Source organism: Pseudomonas sp. PDM18 (assembly GCF_014852585.1).
Classification (GTDB): Bacteria; Pseudomonadota; Gammaproteobacteria; order Pseudomonadales; family Pseudomonadaceae; genus Pseudomonas.
The window spans coordinates 192897-210022 of the sequence record NZ_JACVBX010000002.1; the positions used below are offsets into that span (position 1 = coordinate 192897).

General features: G+C 66.6%; 16 protein-coding genes and 1 riboswitch. Of the genes, 5 read left to right on the top strand and 11 right to left on the bottom strand.

Features of this window, described 5'->3' with window-relative positions:
• Positions 1 to 50: 50 nt before the first annotated feature.
• The 6 genes from IB274_RS05690 to IB274_RS05715 all read right to left on the bottom strand — a co-directional run bounded on the left by IB274_RS05690 (position 51) and on the right by IB274_RS05715 (position 6465).
• Positions 51 to 1058 carry an ABC transporter substrate-binding protein gene (locus IB274_RS05690; RefSeq protein WP_225614699.1) on the bottom strand — a complete coding sequence of 336 codons (1008 nt, stop codon included), beginning with the start codon at positions 1056 to 1058 and terminating at the stop codon, positions 51 to 53.
• A gap of 44 nt (positions 1059 to 1102) precedes the next feature.
• Positions 1103 to 1207: riboswitch (guanidine-I (ykkC/yxkD leader) on the bottom strand.
• Between the two features lie 223 nt (positions 1208 to 1430).
• Positions 1431 to 2600, bottom strand: a complete 1170-nt coding sequence (locus IB274_RS05695) for an MFS transporter (protein WP_192431072.1) — start codon at positions 2598 to 2600, stop codon at positions 1431 to 1433.
• Between the two features lie 123 nt (positions 2601 to 2723).
• Positions 2724 to 2864 carry a hypothetical protein gene (locus tag IB274_RS05700; protein ID WP_192223627.1) on the bottom strand — a complete coding sequence of 47 codons (141 nt, stop codon included), beginning with the start codon at positions 2862 to 2864 and terminating at the stop codon, positions 2724 to 2726.
• Between the two features lie 159 nt (positions 2865 to 3023).
• Complete coding sequence (locus IB274_RS05705; protein WP_192431073.1) at positions 3024 to 4817, bottom strand: N-acyl-D-amino-acid deacylase family protein; 1794 nt, start codon at positions 4815 to 4817, stop codon at positions 3024 to 3026.
• Complete coding sequence (locus IB274_RS05710) at positions 4814 to 5557, bottom strand: sulfite exporter TauE/SafE family protein (protein WP_081520512.1); 744 nt, start codon at positions 5555 to 5557, stop codon at positions 4814 to 4816. The genes IB274_RS05705 and IB274_RS05710 overlap by 4 nt, the downstream gene beginning before the upstream one ends.
• Positions 5554 to 6465: a bile acid:sodium symporter family protein gene (locus IB274_RS05715; protein WP_192431074.1), complete on the bottom strand. Its 912-nt coding sequence runs from the start codon at positions 6463 to 6465 to the stop codon at positions 5554 to 5556. Before IB274_RS05715 ends, IB274_RS05710 begins: the two co-directional genes overlap by 4 nt.
• Before the next feature lie 190 nt (positions 6466 to 6655).
• Here IB274_RS05715 and IB274_RS05720 point away from each other — a divergent pair, with 190 nt between their 5' ends.
• Positions 6656 to 7612, top strand: coding sequence for an AraC family transcriptional regulator (locus tag IB274_RS05720; protein ID WP_192431075.1), 957 nt, complete (start codon positions 6656 to 6658; stop codon positions 7610 to 7612).
• A 5-nt stretch (positions 7613 to 7617) separates the two neighbouring features.
• On the opposite strand, the gene IB274_RS05725 is transcribed toward IB274_RS05720, so the two are convergent.
• Both IB274_RS05725 and IB274_RS05730 read right to left on the bottom strand, forming a co-directional pair.
• Positions 7618 to 7854, bottom strand: coding sequence for a hypothetical protein (locus IB274_RS05725; protein ID WP_192431076.1), 237 nt, complete (start codon positions 7852 to 7854; stop codon positions 7618 to 7620).
• Between the two features lie 141 nt (positions 7855 to 7995).
• Complete coding sequence (locus IB274_RS05730) at positions 7996 to 9147, bottom strand: murein transglycosylase A (protein ID WP_192431077.1); 1152 nt, start codon at positions 9145 to 9147, stop codon at positions 7996 to 7998.
• A gap of 151 nt (positions 9148 to 9298) precedes the next feature.
• On the opposite strand from IB274_RS05730, the gene IB274_RS05735 reads away from it, so the two are divergent.
• On the top strand, positions 9299 to 11659 hold the full coding sequence (locus IB274_RS05735; RefSeq protein ID WP_192431078.1) for a DNA polymerase II: 2361 nt from the start codon (positions 9299 to 9301) through the stop codon (positions 11657 to 11659).
• Between the two features lie 58 nt (positions 11660 to 11717).
• On the opposite strand, the gene queD is transcribed toward IB274_RS05735, so the two are convergent.
• Positions 11718 to 12074 (bottom strand): 6-carboxytetrahydropterin synthase QueD, encoded by a 357-nt coding sequence (gene queD, locus IB274_RS05740; RefSeq protein ID WP_017516521.1) that lies wholly within the window; start codon positions 12072 to 12074, stop codon positions 11718 to 11720.
• 106 nt (positions 12075 to 12180) lie between these two features.
• Positions 12181 to 13740, bottom strand: a complete 1560-nt coding sequence (gene norR, locus IB274_RS05745) for a nitric oxide reductase transcriptional regulator NorR (protein ID WP_192431079.1) — start codon at positions 13738 to 13740, stop codon at positions 12181 to 12183.
• A gap of 169 nt (positions 13741 to 13909) precedes the next feature.
• Between norR and hmpA the strand changes: the two genes are divergently transcribed.
• The 3 genes from hmpA to IB274_RS05760 are packed head-to-tail and all read left to right on the top strand — an operon-like array spanning position 13910 to position 16576.
• Positions 13910 to 15091 carry an NO-inducible flavohemoprotein gene (gene hmpA, locus IB274_RS05750; RefSeq protein ID WP_192431080.1) on the top strand — a complete coding sequence of 394 codons (1182 nt, stop codon included), beginning with the start codon at positions 13910 to 13912 and terminating at the stop codon, positions 15089 to 15091.
• 50 nt (positions 15092 to 15141) lie between these two features.
• Positions 15142 to 15399: a transmembrane sensor/regulator PpyR gene (locus IB274_RS05755; protein ID WP_138214299.1), complete on the top strand. Its 258-nt coding sequence runs from the start codon at positions 15142 to 15144 to the stop codon at positions 15397 to 15399.
• Positions 15386 to 16576, top strand: coding sequence for an NnrS family protein (locus tag IB274_RS05760; protein WP_192431081.1), 1191 nt, complete (start codon positions 15386 to 15388; stop codon positions 16574 to 16576). Before IB274_RS05755 ends, IB274_RS05760 begins: the two co-directional genes overlap by 14 nt.
• 145 nt (positions 16577 to 16721) lie before the next feature.
• On the opposite strand, the gene IB274_RS05765 is transcribed toward IB274_RS05760, so the two are convergent.
• Positions 16722 to 17093: a DUF5329 domain-containing protein gene (locus tag IB274_RS05765; RefSeq protein WP_192431082.1), complete on the bottom strand. Its 372-nt coding sequence runs from the start codon at positions 17091 to 17093 to the stop codon at positions 16722 to 16724.
• Positions 17094 to 17126: the final 33 nt, after the last annotated feature.

Consider the following 17126-nt stretch of genomic DNA (forward strand, 5'->3'; position numbering starts at 1 on the left):
AACCTCCGTAAGCGCTCCCGCCCTCCTGGCAGGAGCGGTGGATGGGCGCCTTACTGGGCGAGGGCCTGGACGAACTGCGCGTCGAAGGTCTGGGCGAGGTCGGGTATCGCCGGGATCTGGCTGTTATCCTTGAGCAGCTGGGCGATCACCGCGCCGCTGCCGAAGAACGAGCTGGTGGCGTCGGACTTTTCGAAGTTTTTGTTCATTTCCGCCAGCGGGATGTTGTAGACCCCGGCCATCTGCTCCTTGGCCTCGGCGGCGCTGACGCCCAGCACCTTGCCGATGATCTCGGCGGACTCGTCCGGGTGCGCCTTCATGTAGGCCAGGCCGTCGGCGTAGCCCTGGATCATCGCTCTGATCGCTTTCTGGCGTTTGCCGATGACTTCCTGGTTGAACACCAGCACGTCAGTGATCAGCCCCGGCGCGTCCTTGGAGGAATACACGACGTGGAACTTGTCGCCGGGCATGCCGAGGATCTGCGAGACGTTGGGTTCGTAGGTCACGCCCACCGGCAGGCTGCCCGAGGCCATGGCGCCGGGGATGCCCTCGGGCGTCATGTTCACCGGGCTGATGTCCTTGTCGCTCAGGCCGTGGCTCTTGAGCGCGTAGGCGAGGAGGAAATCGGACGGCGAGAGCGGGTTGAAGCCGATCTTCTTGCCCTTGAAGTCGGCGACCGACTGGATCGACTTGTCGGCCACGATGGCGTCCCCGCCGTTGGAGAAGTCGATGGGCATCACCACCCGGTACGGCTGGCCCTTGGCGACACCGCCGACCACCTGGTCGTAGGTGAGCATGCCGCCGTCGAGGGCGCCGCCGGTCATGGCAGTGGGAATCAGCGCTGGGTCGTTGAAGAACTGCAACTCGACCTTCAGGCCGTGGGGCTTGTAGAGATCGAGTTTGTCGGCGACGTAGAAGGGCGCGTAACCGGCCCAGACGACGGTGCCGATCTTGAGCTTCTCGGCGGCCTGGAGCGTCAGCGGCACGACCCCGGCGGCAGCAAGCAGACAGGCACTGAGCAGGGTCTTGCGCAGGGAACGCAGGGAAAGCGGCATGGTCATGGCATTGCTCCTAACGGTTGGAAATCGGCACGGGATGACATCACGTCTCCCGGGCTTTTCTCCCGCCGTGTAGCCCTGTCCCTAGGGCCGGAAAACTCTCGGACCAGACGCCCTTCTCGCAAAGGACCGGAACCCTAGTTCGCCTGTGGTGCAACTCCACTGTGTGCCTTGCAGCGTTCGCCCACCCGGTGGCTACCTTGCCGTGGGTGATGCATCCCGTTGCAGGGGGCAGAGCAATTGAAATGCCAGTTTTCGTAGGGCGGAAAAACCACTGGGAATTTCAACCGCTTAGCTGAAATCCCCGGTTCAGGGCGAGGGCCAGGCTTTAACGTGCCGGCACCAAGTCGATGCGCCTTGCCTTCTATTGATGCATCAGGCGGTGCGCAGGGCAGTGCGGCGCAGCGAGGCGGCCGCGCTGGCCACGAACAGCCCGGCGGCGAGCGCCAGTGCCACCGGCACACCCTGCGGGCCAAGGTCCATCAGGCTGCCGCTGAGCAGCGGCCCGAGCAGGCTGCCGACGCCCCAGAGCATGCCGGCGGCGGCGTTGGCGGTGACCAGGTCGCGGCCACGGAAGCGCTGGCCGATCAGCACCAGTGCCAGGGTATAGACACCTCCGGCCACCGCGCCCAGCAGCATCAGTGCCGGCCACAGCAGCGATGGCTGGCTGATCAGCCAGGGCAGGGCGAGACCGATCACCATCGCTGCGACGCCGCAGACGAGGTGCAGGGTGGGCCGGTCGAAGCGGTCGGACAGCCAGCCCAGCGGCAGCTGGCAGAGCATGTCGCCGAGCAGGATCACCGTGGCCATGAACGCAGCGATGCCCACCGCGTAGCCGTGACTGGAGGCGTAAACGGGGAAGAGCGAGAGCACCACGCTGTCGAAGAAAGAGAAGAACAGCACGCCCATGCACAGCGCAGGAGCCACCCGCAGGAAACCGGCCAGGGAGAAGCTGCGTGGCTCCTCGACGTGTTCGTGAATGCCTTCCTCGGGCATGGCGAAGGCCACGGTGGCCAGGGCGATCAGGTGCCCTGCGCTGACCAGCAGCACCACCCAGGGCGTCTGCGCGCCGAGCAGCGCCACCAGTGTCGGGCCGAGCAGCTGGAAGGCGGTGAAGCTGGTGGCATAGAGGGCCACGATGGTGCCGCGGTTCTTCTCGCCGCACAGCTCGTTGACCCAGGCTTCGCCGAGGATGATCGCGATGCCCATGCCGACGCCCAGTGCCAGGCGTGCCGCCGCCAGCAGCCAGAGGGAGTGGCTGCTGAATTCGATGGCTGCGGTGCTCGCGGTACACAGCACGAAGCACAGCAGGTACAGGCGGCGCCGGCTCATCAGCTGGCAGGCGCGGTCCACCAGGGTGGCGGCGAGGATCATGCCGGCCGCTGGCACCGCCGACAGGACGCCGATCTGCAGCGCGCTGGCGCCGTTGTCCAGCAGGCGCAGCGCTACCAGCGGCAAAGTCGCGCCCAGGCTCAGGCCGACGATGGAGACGGCGAACAGCAGCACCGCGAGAAGCGGTTTGTTGAGGGGGCTTGGGGTATTCATGGAAACCTTCTCTTGCCCCGGCGCTCAGGCCGTAGGGCGAACACATGCGAACGAGCCCGCCGGCGCTTACCGGAGGGCGGAATCGGAATGCGGAAATGCCGGCGCGAACGCGCGGCTTCCGGCTCAGCAGCCGGAGGGCGGAGAGAAGGTGAAGGCGAACAGCACGCTGCGGCGACGGCGCAGCACCGTATCAATCTTGCGTACGCGCGGAGGCTCTCGCAGCAGGGCGAGGCTCGGGTCGGCGAAGCGGTAGAACGGGGTCATGGTGCAGGTATTACGGGGGATGTAGGAAACCGCGCACTCTAGTGAGTGCGCGGCAGGGCGTCAATCTCGGCCAGCCGCACGGTATCGCGGCAAGCGTCGGCACCGTAAGCCCTGCTTGCGGATCGCCGGCATCGTCAGCGCCCATCGAGTGCGCCGCAACTACCGGCCGAAGGCCGGTTCCCCGGCCGGCACTTCCTGCGGGCGGCTCAGCACATCGCGCCCCGGCAGGAAGCGCCCGAACCCACGCTCCTTGCCCAGTGCCTCCGGGAAGCCGCTCTCGCGCCGATAGGCCACGCGCCCGTTGATCAGCGTGGCCTCCACCGCATCGTCGTTGCGCTTCACCAGCCGCGTCAGGCCGATGATCTCCATGGGCGCTTCGCAGACGTCATCCAGCTCATCGGTCAGGCCGGCCGGGTTGACCACCACCAGATCGGCGCGGTCGCCGACGCGGATGTAGCCGGCGTCGATCCCGGCGAAATCCGCCAGCTCGCCGGTCAGGCGGTGGATGGCGCGGCCGGTGTCCATGAAGCTCTGTCCGGCCAGTTCGGCATCGCGCACGTACTTGAGCATGCGCAGCGGGAAGTTGTACTGCGCGTGGGAAGCCAGGTGCGCGCCGGAGTCGGCGAAGCCCGGCTGGGTCCAGGGGCTGGCCAGCAGCTTGCCCATGATGTCCGGGCGGTGGTTGCCGTAGCAGGTGGTCCACTTGAGCTCGTTGCGGTACTGGCCGGCCAGCTCGAAGAAGGCGTCCACCGGGTCCAGACCGCGCTCGCGGCCGATGTCCTCGAAGTTGCGCCCGACCATTGAGGCATCCGGGCATTCGCGCACCCAGCAGTCGGACAGGTTGCGGTGCCACAGGCCGAGGCTGAGGGTGGCCTTGATGTCTTTCTTGAAGCGTTCGCGGAAGGCCGGGTCCTGGATGCGCGTGTAGAGCTCTTCCGGGTCCTTGATGTCGCGCAGCACCTCGCCGGCGCCGAACTCCTCGAAGCCGTTCATGTTCAGCCCCTCGATGCGCACCACGAAGGGCGCGGGCAGGGTCTGCCAGCGGTAGCGGCCGCGCAGCAGGCGGTTGGCGACCCAACCGGAGGCGCGGGTGATGCGGTGCATGAAGGGCTGGGATTTCAAGTCCAGCGCAGTGAGCATCGAGCACTTGAGCGGGCGGCGGAACCAGCCGTGAGCCTGGTAGAGGAAGGCGAACACGTTGATCTTGGTGACCGCGTTGGGTGCGCCCTGCATCAGCGCGTTGCGCCGGCGCAACACCGCGAACAGGCGGGAGAATTCCTTCCAGCTGGCAAAGGTGGAGGGCAGCGGGCTGGACCAGGCACGGTCGCCGTCCATCTTGTCCAGCCGCGTGGTCATCACCGAGAGACCGAAGCAGCCGGCGTCCAGCGCCTGTTCCAGCAGTTCCTCCATGCGTTGCAGCTCGGCTTCCGTGGGCTTGGCGCCGCTGATGGCGCGCTCCAGGCCCATTACCGTGACGCGCAGCTCCGAGTGGCCGAGGAAGGAGCAGAGGTTGGGCCCCAGCGGCTGCTGGTCGTAGAAGGCGCGGTAGCCTTTGGCGTCCTTCCAGGTGCGCTTGTCACGCAGGATCGGCAGCACCTGCTCGCGTGGCACGGCTTCGACACGGGTGAACAGGTCCGAACAGTCCTCGGCCTCGCCCAGCACCATGCTGATGGAGCAGGAGCCCACCGACACGGTGGTCACGCCATGGCGCACCGACTCCTTCAGTGCCGGCGCCGCGATGGCTTCGGCATCGTAGTGCGAGTGGATTTCCAGGAAGCCGGGAGTGACCCACTTGCCGGCGGCGTCGATGATCTGCGTGCAGCCGCTTTCGTCCAGCGGACTGACGCTCAGGGTGTCGATGCGGCCATCCTTGATGCCGACGTGGCGCAGGCTGCCGGGGGCATCGCTGCCGTCGAAGTACAGGCCGTTCTTGATGATGATGTCGTAGCTCACAGGAGGCTCCAGGGCGACAGCAGCAGGACGCCGCTGACCAGCAGCAGGCAGTGGATGGCGAGGCGGAAGTGGTGTTCCTCGAAGCGGTGGTGCAGGCGTTCGCCCAGCCATACGCCGAGCAGCAGCAGGGGCGCGTAGGCGAGCACCTGGGGCAGCGCCGGGCGCAGGCGGCCGTCGAGGAGGAAGGCAAGGGTCAGCAGGCCGTTGAGGGTGAACCAGACGCAGACCAGGGTGGCGCGCAGGCGGGTCTTGTCCAGCGGGCGGGTCGAGAGCGCGTAGACCAGCAGTGGCCCGCCGGAAGCGAACAGGCCATGGCAGACCCCGGCGGCGCCGGTGGCCAGGCGCACCACCCAGTTGGGCGTTCTGCCGCGCTCCGGGGCACTGGCGCGCAGGCGCCACAACTCACGGCCGGCGAACCAGAGGATCAGCACGCCAAGGCCGCGCTTGAGCGGTTGCGGGTCCAGGTGCGGCAACAGCAGGTAGCCGATCAGCATGCCGATGAGCATCCCCGGCAGCACGGTGCGCAGCAGCAGGCGCGTGTCGATCAGGCGGCGGTGGCGCCAGCACAGGTAGCCGGTCATGCCGATGTTCAGCGGCACGAGGATCGGCAGCAGCGTCTCGATGGGCATCAGCAGCGCGCCGAGTGACAGGGCGATCACCACACTGCCGAAGCCGGTGATGGCTTCCAGGGTGTAGGCCAGCAGGATGAAGCCGCCGAGGGCGAGGGCGGGCGCGTTCACGACGCGGTCACCGCGGTGGCGCGGGGTGCGCGACGCGCCCAGAGTTGCGCCAGCACCAGCCCGGAAAACAGCTGCCAGCAGCCCCAGAATGCCGCGATCAGCAGCATGCCGCCGGCCTGCGGGAAGAATGTGAGGATCAGCGCCATGCCCAGCGCGGAGTTGTGGATGCCGCTCTCCAGGGTCACCGCCCGCACGTCTGCGTCCGGCAGCTTCCACAGCCGCGCGCAGGTGTAGCCCAGCAGCAGCGCCGTGCCGTTGAGCAGCAGCACCAGCCAGAAGAACAGATGGAAGTAGGCCATGAACTGCTGGAAGTTCTTGGCGAAGGCCATGCCGACGAAGCCGAGCATCACCAGCAGCGACAACTGCCGCAGCGGCTTCTCCAGGCGCTGCGCGAGCTGCGGCTTGTGCCGGCCCAGCGCCATGCCCAGCAGCATCGGCAGGATCAGCACCAGCACCACTACGCCCACCAGTTCCAGTGGATCGATGTGGATCTGCGTGAGGCGGTCGCGGGTCGCCGGGTTCAATCCGGCATAGAGGGCGAAGTTCAGTGGCGTGAAGATGCCCGCGCTCAAGCCGGAGACGGCGGTGACGCTGGCCGAGACCGCGACGTTGCCACGGGCCATCCAGGTCATGATGTTGGAGAAGGTGCCACTGGGGCAGGTGGCCACCAGGATCATCCCGAGTGCCAGTTCCGGGTCGATGGGCAGGACGATGGTCAGCAGGCAGGTGGCGGCGGGCAGCAGCAGGAACTGCACCAGCATGCCGATCACCGGGGCCTTGGGCTGGCGCAGGATGCGGGTGAAGTCGTCGCGGCGCAGTTCCAGCGACACGCCGAACATCATCAGGGCGATGATGGCATTCAGCGCGATCATCGAAGCGCCGGAGAATTCGAGATGGACTTCAGGCATCGCCGTTCTCCCGCAGCGGAAGGGCGGGGAATGGCGGGCGGGCGGGAGCCGGCGGCATGGGCGCGGCTTCGGTTTCAATCAGCATGCAAGGCGACTCTTGTTTGTATTTATCGTTGTAATTGGCAAGCATAGGGGAGCGTTACCGCCCGGTAACGGCTCAATCGGGACCTTTGCCGGTTAATTCGGGACCATGCCGCACACCATTACCGTTCATTACGCCCAGGGCATCCTGCAGGCAGCCCAGCGCCTGGGGCTGCCGGTGCCTGCCGATCTGCACGCCGCCAGCCTCGAACCGCGTATCCCCCTGCAGCGCCAGGACGCTTTCTGGGAAGCCCTATGCGCCACTTCGGGCGATCCGCTGCTGGGCCTGCGACTGGGCAGCGCCCTGCAGGTCGGGCACCTGGACATGGTCGGCGCGCTCCTGATGAGCTGCGAGCATTACGGCGAGGCGCTGGACGCCTTGCTCGAGTACTACCCGATCATTGCCGAGGGCAGCGAGTTCCAGCGCGAGCAGGACGCGATGCAAGTGCGGCTGGTCTATCGGCCGAGCTATGTCGTGCGTCGCGAGGAGCGTGTGGAGGCTGCGCTGGCGAGCCTGGTGCACCTGACCCGCTGGATCACCGGGGACCGTGTCGGGCCGCAACGCCTGGCGTTGAGCCATGCCGCACGGGGTGAGCCTTCACGTTACGTTGAGTTGCTGGCGTGCCCGGTGGATTTCGCCTGCGCCGAGAACTCGCTGAGCTTTGCCGTAGCCGATCTCGATGTTCCGCTGATCCAGGCCAATGCGCTGATGCGTGAGCATTTGCGTGCGCTGGCCGATGCGCAGTTGGAGCGCCTGGGGGCGCAGAGCCTCGCCGCGCGCGTGCAGCAACTGCTGCGGCAGAACCCGCGCTGGGGCAAGGAGAAGGTGGCCGATCAACTGGAACTCAGCGGGCGCCATCTCAACCGCAAGCTGGCCGACGAGGGCACCAGCTTCAAGCTGCTGCGTGAGCAAGTGTTGCATGGTATGGCCGAGCAGATGCTGCGCGAACCATCACGGCTGGGCGAGGTGGCCGAGCGTTTGGGCTTCTCGGATGAGAGCGCCTTCGCCAAGGCTTTCCGCCGTTGGAGCGGGATGACGCCTAGGCAGTTCCGCCAGGGCCATTGAATCGCTTACTGGCGGTTGTGGTTCACCGCTGCCAGCGCCTGGGTGGCCGCCAGGTCGACGCGCTGGGGAACGCCGCGATGTTCGATGACGCCAGTGCCCGGTAGTTTCGACACGAAGAATTGATCGACACCGAAGAACAGCAGGATCAGGGCGATGGCGCCGATCCAGCAGAGCACGTCGTAGTCCGGCGGCCAGCCGCGGTGCTGGCGCTGGGAGCGAAGGGGAGGCTGGTTGTTCTTCATGGCGGTCACCGCGTTCGGGTTGAGGGTCAGCGAAGCCAGAGGGCCTGGATTCGCTGACCATTGTCCGAGCAGCGGTGATGCCGATGATTCAGGGAGCTCTGTAGGGCGTGTAGGAATTGCCTCTACTTTCCTACGTGACGCTTACACCCCTGGCAGTGTCTTGTCCTTCGGCCACAGCAGCCACAGCTGGCCGTCCTGTTTCATGTGCCCGGCCAGCTCGCCGGCAGCGTCGCCAGTGCCCCAGAACAGGTCCGCACGCACTTCGCCGACGATGGCGCCGCCGGTGTCCTGGGCAGCTACCGGGCGCACGACTGGCGCGCCGTCCGGGCGAGTGGTGGAAAGCCACATCAGGCTGCCCAGCGGGATCACCTTGCGGTCGATGGCCACGCTGTAGCCCGGTGTCAGCGGAACGTTCAGCGAGCCGCGCGGGCCTTCGTTACTGTCCGGGCGCTGGCTGAAGAACACGTAGCTGGGGTTGCTCGCCAGCAACTCGTCTACGCGCTGCGGGTGGGCGCGGGCCCAGTCGCGGATGCGCGCCATGCTGACTTCTTCCTTGCTCAGTTCACCCTGTTCCACCAGCCAGCGGCCCACCGGCTTGTATGGGCGGCCATTCTGCTCGGCATAGCCCAGGCGCAACTGTCGACCGGAGGCGAGCTCCACACGGCCGGAGCCCTGGATCTGCAGGAACTGCAGGTCCATCGGGTCGGGTAGCCAGGCGAGGACGGGGGCATTGACCCCATCGCGGCGGATGCCGGCGGCGTCGGCGTAGGGGACCAGAGTGTTGCCTTCGAGTTTGCCGCGCAGGCGCTTGCCCTTGAGTTCCGGGTAGACGCTGTCCAGCGCCACGGTTATCAGGTCCTTCGGTACGCCGTAGACCGGCACGGTGTGCTTGGCATCGCGCTGCTGGCTGCCGCGGTAGACGGGCTCGTAGTAGCCGGTGATCAGGCCATTCTTGCTGCCTTCGCCCGAGCGCAGCTGGTAGGGCTGCAGATGGGCCAGCATGAACTGGCGGATCGCCGGGGCGGAGGCTGGCACGCTGGCGGCGTCGGCGCAGGTCGTGGCCCAGATATCATCCTTTTTCAGGCGCACTGCGCAGGCCGAGCGCCAGGCGCTGAAGCCTTGCAGCACATCGGTGTCGGCGGTCTGCGGCAGGTCCGACCAGTCGGCCTTGGAATAGGTGGGCGCCTGGGCTTCTTCGGGCTTTTTGCCGAACAGGCCGCAGCCGGATAGCAGCGTGGTGAAGCACAGGGTGGCGAGGAGAGGGCGGGTCCAGTGGCGGGACAAATCGGTCACGGGCGAGTCCTGGCAGGCAAACGAAAGCCCGCTAGCTTGGGCAGACGCGGGGCGTGCGTCAAACGCATCGGTCGGATTTACACGCCTTGCAACGAATCCGCGGGCGGACCGGTAGAATGTCGGCATGAATCGACAGACGGGTGGTTAGAGCGTGGAGGCAAGGCAGGGTTTCGTCCTGACGCGACATTGGCGGGATACGCCCGAAGGCACCGAGGTGGGCTTCTGGCTGGCTACCGATGAAGGGCCCCGGCATGTGCTGCTGCCACCGCAGACTTCGGTGGCCTTCGTGCCCGCAGAACAGCGCGCCCGCGCCGAGAAGCTGCTGGCCGGTGAGCGCGGCGCCGAACTGCGCCCGCTGGGTCTGCGCGACTTCCAGCAACGCCCGGTACTGGGTCTCTACTGCCAGCAGCATCGCCAGCTGATGAACCTGGAAAAGCGCCTGCGCGAGGCTGGCGTCGAGGTGTTCGAAGCGGACATCCGCCCGCCGGAGCGCTACCTGATGGAGCGCTTCATCACCGCCCCGGTCACCTTCAGCGGCGAGCCGGGCGAGGGCGGCAGCACCGTCACCGCGCAACTGCGGCCGGCGCCGGAGTACCGGCCAAAGCTGAAGCTGGCCTCGCTGGACATCGAAACCAACATCCGTGGCGACCTCTATTCCATCGCCGTGGAAGGCTGCGGCCAGCGCCAGGTGTACATGCTCGGCCCGGCCAATGGCGTCGATGGCGAGCGCGATTTCGAGCTGGAGTACTGCGACAGCCGCGCGCAGCTGCTGGAGCGCCTGAACCAGTGGCTGGCGGAGCACGACCCCGATGCGATCATCGGCTGGAACCTGGTGCAGTTCGACCTGCGGGTGCTGCAGGAGCACGCCAAGCGCCTGGAGATTCCCCTGCGCCTGGGGCGCGGTGGCGACGAGATGGGCTGGCGGCAGCACGCCTCCAGCAACCACTACTTCGCTGCGGCGGCGGGGCGGCTGATCATCGACGGCATCGAGGCGCTGCGCTCGGCGTTCTGGAGCTTCCCGTCGTTCAGCCTGGAGAGCGTCTCGCAGCAGCTTCTGGGCGAGGGCAAGTCCATCGACAACCCCTACGACCGCATGGCCGAGATCGACCGCCGCTTCGCCGAGGACAAGCCGGCACTGGCGAAATACAACCTCAAGGACTGCGAGCTGGTCACACGTATCTTCGAGAAGACCCGCATCCTCGACTTCCTGCTCGAGCGCGCCAGCGTCACCGGGCTGCCGGCGGACCGCAGCGGCGGCTCGGTGGCAGCCTTCACCCACCTGTACCTGCCGCCGATGCACCGGCTGGGCTATGTCGCACCAAACCTCGGCGGCAAGGCACCGGAAGCCAGCCCCGGCGGCTTCGTCATGGATTCGCGACCGGGGCTCTACGAGTCGGTGCTGGTGCTGGACTACAAGAGCCTGTACCCGTCGATCATCCGCACTTTCCTGATTGACCCGGTGGGGTTGGTGGAGGGCCTGAGCGACCCGACGGACGAGGCGTCGATTCCCGGTTTCCGTGGCGGGCGCTTCTCGCGCACGCAGCACTGTCTGCCGGCCATTGTCGAGCGCGTCTGGCAGGGTCGTGACGCCGCCAAGCGTGACGGCAATGCGCCGCTGTCCCAGGCCCTGAAGATCATCATGAACGCCTTCTACGGCGTGCTCGGCTCTAGCGGCTGCCGCTTCTTCGACCCGCGCCTGGCATCCTCTATCACCATGCGTGGCCACGAAATCATGCGCCGCACCCGCGAGTTGATCGAAGGGCAGGGGCACCGGGTGATCTACGGCGACACCGACTCCACCTTCGTCTGGCTCGGCCGCGCCCATGACGAGGAAGCTGCCGCCGAGATCGGCCACGCGCTGGTGCGTCACGTCAACCAGTGGTGGGGTGACCACCTGCGCGAGGAGTACGGGCTGGAGAGCGCGCTGGAAATCCAGTTCGAGCGGCACTTCCGGCGTTTCCTGATGCCAACCATCCGTGGCGCCGAAGAGGGCAGCAAGAAGCGCTACGCCGGCCTGGTGCGGCGTGATGATGGCAGCGACGAGATGGTCTTCAAGGGCCTGGAAACCGTACGCACCGACTGGTCGCCATTGGCCCAGCAGTTCCAGCAGGAGCTTTACCTGCGTATCTTCCAGCGCCAGCCATACCGGGACTACGTGCGCGACTACGTGAACCGCACGGTGGCCGGCGAACAGGACGACCTGCTGATCTTCCGCAAGCGCCTGCGCCGCCAGCTCGGCGACTACGAACGCAACGTGCCGCCCCACGTCCGCGCCGCGCGCATCGCCGACGACTACAACGAGCGCCAGGGCCGCCCGCGTCAGTACCAGCGCGGTGGCTGGATCAGCTACGTGATTACGGTCAACGGCCCGGAGCCGCTCGAAACGCTCAGCTCACCCATCGACTACGACCATTACGTCAGCCGGCAACTACGGCCCATCGCCGACGCCATCCTGCCCTTCGTGGACGATGACTTCAGTGCGCTGGTCGATAAGCAGATGGGGTTGTTCTGAGCCTGACGCCGGCATGAAAAAGCCGGCAATCGCCGGCTTTTTCATGGCTTGCAGCGCATCAGTCGCCGCGGTACTCGCAACCGCTGGTGCAGGTCTCGTGCACGCGGACCTTGGACAGCTCCGGCAGCAGCGGCTTGAGCTGTTGCCAGATCCAGCGGCAGAGGTTCTCGCTGGTGGGGTTTTCCAGGCCGGGGATGTCGTTCAGGTAGTTGTGGTCGAGCTGGTCGTAGATCGGCTTGAAGATCTGCTTGATCTCGGCGAAATCGCGAATCCAGCCGGTATGCGGATCGACCTCGCCCTCGATGTAGATGGCGGCCCGGAAGGAGTGGCCATGCAGGCGTCCGCACTGGTGCCCGGCGGGAACATGGGGCAGGCGGTGGGCGGACTCGAAGGTGAACTCTTTGAACAATTCCACGTGGTGCGCTCTGTGACGATCGCCGGCCCTGGAACGGGCCGGCCGGAAAATGGGCGCATAGTCTATCACCATCGCACCTGCCGAGCCGGCCGATCCGGCCAGCGGCTCACTTGATCGCCAGGCGCTTCGCGAGGCGATTGAGGTTGGCGCGGTCCAGGCCCATCTCGCGGGCCACGGCCGCCCAGTTGCCTTCGTGCCGTTCCAGGCTCTGGCTGATCACGCGGCGCTGGAAGGCGTCCGTCGCCGTGCGAAGTTCACCCACCGGTTCGGAGTCCTCGGGAGCCCGTTCGGCGCTGCTGGAAGCCTCTGCCTTGCTCTTGTGCAGGGCATTCAATGAGAGGTCGTCGACGCCCAGGCTGAGGATGCGCGAGCGCTGCGAGTGATTCGCCAGGGCCTTGAGGGAGGCGCGACCGATCAGGTGCTCCAGCTCGCGCACGTTGCCCGGCCAGGAGTAATCGACCAGCGCAGCCTGGGCTTCGCGGGTCAGGCGCAGACTGCGCAGGCCCAGGCGCGGGCGGTTCTGTTCGAGGAAGTAGCCGGCCAGCAGCAACACATCGTTGCCGCGCTCGCGCAGGGGCGGCACGCGCAGCGGGTAGACGCTCAGGCGGTGGTAGAGGTCGGCGCGGAAACGGCCAGCGCGGACCTCCTCGGCGAGGTCGCGGTTGGTAGCGGCGATCAGGCGCACGTCCACACGGTGTTCGCGATCCGAACCCAGGCGCTGCAGCTGGCCGCTCTGCAGTACGCGCAGCAGCTTGGCCTGGATCGCCAGCGGCAGCTCGCCCACTTCGTCGAGGAACAGGGTGCCGCTATCGGCCAGTTCGAACTTGCCGCGCCTTTCGCCCACCGCGCCAGAGAAGGCGCCACGAACGTGGCCGAAGAGCTCGCTTTCCACCAGGGTTTCCGGCAGGGCTGCGCAATTCAGGCTGATCAGCGGCTGGGTGCGGCGCAGCGAATTGGCGTGGATCGACTGCGCCACCAGCTCCTTGCCGACCCCGGTTTCCCCGGTGATCAGCACGCTCAGGTCACTGCCGGCCACCACCTGGATTTCATTCATCAGCGCCTGATGCGGCTTGCTCTGGCCGATCAGCTCCCTGGGCTGGTCGCCGGACGCGCGCTGGTAGGCGTCGGCGCGCTGCTGCTCGTGGTCGGCGCGCTGGGTCAGGTCGGTCATGCGCTGATTGGCCTTTACCGTGGCGGAGGCGAGGCTAGCGAAGGCTTGCAGGTTGTCCAGGTCGGCGGTGGAGAAGCGTTCGGGGTCCAGTGCGTCCAGGGTCAGCAGGCCCCAGGGCTGCTCGTCCACCAGCAGCGGGCAGCCCAGGCAGTCGTGGACCTCCAGATGGCCGTGCAGGCCTTCCACCAGCCCGTCATAGGGGTCCGGAAGGCCACAGTCGGCGGCGAAATGCGTCGGGCCGGGATGCTCGATGAGGGCACGCAGGCGGGGATGCTCGCTGATCTTGAAGCGGCGCCCGAGGGTGTCCTGGCTCAGGCCATCGACGGCCAGCGGCACCAGTTGGTCGCCTTCCAGGCGCAGCAGGGCGGTGGCATCGCAGGGCAGCAGGCCGCGCAGGGCTTCCAGCAGGCGGCGATAACGTTCGCTTTCCGGCAGCTCGCGGGACAGGTCGGCGACCAGCGGGAGGAGGGTGGCGAGTAGAGGGTTTCGAGTCATATTGACCTCTTGGGAGTCGTTATGACTCGGTTGGCATGCGGTCATTATGACTCATGTGCGGCTGGCGTGCCCGTGATTACAGGGCTGTTCGCTTGGCACGCTTCCTGAAATGTCTCTCGCAGAAGGCGCAGGCGCCCACTCACTGCCTGGCCCACGCGAGGAGAACCCCATGCTGTCCAACGAACACCGTACCCTGGTCAAGGCCACCGTTCCGCTGCTGGAGACCGGCGGAGAGACGCTGACCCAGCACTTCTACAAGATGATGCTCAGCGAGTACCCGGAAGTTCGTCCGCTGTTCAACCAGGCGCACCAGGCCTCCGGCGACCAGCCCCGGGCGCTGGCCAATGGCGTGCTGATGTACGCCCGCCATATCGATGAACTGGAGCAGCTCGGCCCGCTGGTGGCGAGGATCGTCAACAAGCACGTTGCCCTGCAGATCCAGCCGGAACACTACCCGATCGTCGGCAGCTGCCTGCTGCGGGCGATCCGCGAGGTCCTTGGCGAGGAGATCGCCACCCAGGCAGTGCTCGACGCCTGGGCTGCCGCCTACGGCCAACTGGCCGACATCCTGATCGGCGCCGAGGAGTCGGTGTACCAGCAGAACGCCGAGCAACACGGCGGCTGGCGTGGCGCGCGGCGCTTCCGCATTGCCCGCAAGGAGGCCGAGAGCGAGGAAATCACCTCCTTCTACTTCCAGGCGCTGGATGGCGAGCCGCTGCTGGACTTCCAGCCCGGCCAGTACATCGGCCTGTCCCTGGAGATCGATGGCGAGGAAATGCGTCGCACCTACTCGCTGTCCGACGCGCCCAACGGCCGTGAGTACCGCATCAGCGTGAAGCGTGAACCCGAAGGCAAGGCATCCAACTACCTGCACGATCGCCTGAACGTGGGCGACGAGTTGGACCTGTTCCCGCCGGCGGGCGATTTCGTCCTGCGCGGTGGCGACAAGCCGCTGGCGCTTATCACTGCCGGTGTCGGCATCACCCCGGCACTGGCCATGCTCAAGCCGGCTCTTGAGTCCGGTCGGGAAGTTCACTTCATCCACTGCGCTCGCCACGGTGGTGTCCATGCGTTCCGCGAGTGGGTCGAGGCGCAGTCCGACGCGCATCCGCAGCTCAAGCATTACTTCTGCTACAGCGAGCCGCGCGCGCAGGACGCGTCCCACGTCGAAGGCTTCCTCAATCGCGAGCTGCTGGCGGACTGGCTGCCGGAAGACCGCGACCTGGACGCCTACTTCCTCGGTCCCAAGCCGTTCATGGCGCAGGTGAAGCGTTACCTGCGCGAGATCGGTGTGCCCGAGAAACAGTCCCACTACGAGTTCTTCGGCCCGGCCAGCGCGCTGGAGGCCTGAACCTGAGCGCCGGCCCGATGGCGGGCCGGCGCAACCCGAGGAGGTGTGTGATGGAAAGTCTGTTCGCCTGCCCGCAACGCAATCTGTCGATGTCCTGGTCACTGCTGACCGGCGGGCTCGTACTACTGCTGCTGGGAGTCGTGGGAGCCTATTTCGTCGATGGCCATCTGAACCTGCAAAGCATTGTCGCAGCGCATGCCTTCACCATCCTCGGCCCGACACTATTGAAGCTGGGCTACGTGCTGCGGCTGGTGGCCCAACATCAGATGCGCAAGGAAGGCTGGGAGGCTTGTTGTGTTACTGGTTGATCGAAAGGCTCTGCTGACCATACCGCCCCTGTGGCGCCTGGGTTTTCGCCCGTTCTTCCTCGGCGGCGCGGTCTTCGCGCTGATCGCCATTGCGGCGTGGGCGGCGGTGCTGCTCGGCATGCTGCCGGCCTGGCAACCACTGGGCGGCTGGCTGGCCTGGCACCGCCATGAAATGCTCTTCGGCTTCGCGGCGGCGATCATCGCCGGCTTCCTGCTGACCGCGGTGCAGACCTGGACCGGCCGCCCCGGCGTCAGCGGCAAGCCGCTGATGGTGCTGTCGCTGGTCTGGCTCGCGGCGCGGGGAGGCTGGCTCGTGGGTGCTCCGCTGTGGCTGGTCACCGTGCTGGAGCTGGCGTTCATGCCGGCGCTGGCCTTCTTCATCGGCCGCAGTCTGTGGCAGGTCCGGCAGAAGCGTAACTACCCGATCATCGCCGTGCTGAGCCTGCTGACACTCGCCGATGCGCTGGTGATGGCCGGTGTCTGGACCGGCAACGATGCCTGGCAGCGCGGTGGCGCGCTGGGGGCGCTGTGGCTGGTTGCGGCGCTGATGGGCCTGATCGGCGGGCGGGTAATTCCGTTCTTTACCCAGCGCGGGTTGGGCCGTGCTGCCCAGGTGCCGGCCTGGAATTGGCTGGACCATTCGCTGCTGGGCGGCACATTGCTGGTGGCGGTGCTGAGCGCTGTCGGCATCGGCCTGACGCCGCACCCGCTGGTGGGCCTGCTGTTCGCCGCGCTGGCGGTGGGGCACCTGGTCCGTCTGTGGCGCTGGTACGACAAGGACTACTGGGGCGTGCCGCTGCTCTGGTCGCTGCACCTGGCCTATCTGTGGATGATGCTCGCCCCGGCGGGCATGGCGCTGTGGAATTTCTCGCCGACCTTCAACGTGAGCCTGGCGATCCACGCGCTCACCGTGGGTGGCGTCGGCGGGCTGATCCTGGCGATGGTCGCGCGGGTCAGCCTGGGCCACACCGGCCGGCCGCTGCAGCCGCCGAAGGCGATGTCCTGGGCCTTCGCGCTGCTTAACCTGGGTGTCGTCGCGCGGGTGCTGCTGGTGATGTGGTGGCCACTGGAGGGCCTGAGCATCGCGGCGGCGTGCTGGGTGGTGGCTTTCCTGTTGTTCGCCTGGTACTACGGCCCGATGTTTTGGAAGCCGCGGCTGGATGGGCAGCCGGGGTAGGGTGGTTCGCGAGCAAGCTCCCAAACGCACCGGCTTGGATCGTAGGGCGGATAACGCGCCAGCGTTATCCGCCATGAGGCAATCGGCGGATACCCCGTTCCGGGTTATGCGCCCTACGTTCCTCTTACGAATTTGCGGGAAAGCCTTAGTGGGGCTGACGCAGCCGCTTGAGCTCGTCGCCCAGCCAGGCACTGGCGTCCTGCTTGCCCGCCGGGCAATCCACCTGATAGCGCTGGCCGCTCATGCTGCTCTTGGTCGCGGCGCGCTCGATGAAGTCTTCCGCGCTGCTCACCATGTCCTTGTTTTCCAGGTAGTCCAGCTTCTTCAGCAGGTGCGCGCGCGCCTCAGCGGCCGGGTACTCGCTGCCGTTACGGATGAACTGGCAGCCGCTGTGCTCGACGAAGTCCAGCAACTGGCTGATCTCCTGCTGCGCCTTGGCGTCCATGGCTGCCTGCGCGCTCGTGCCGACAAGCAGGAGAATGACCAGAAGCGAGCGAAGCTTTCGGGAGTGAGACATAGCGATTCCTTGCCGTAGGCGTGAAGCCGCCGA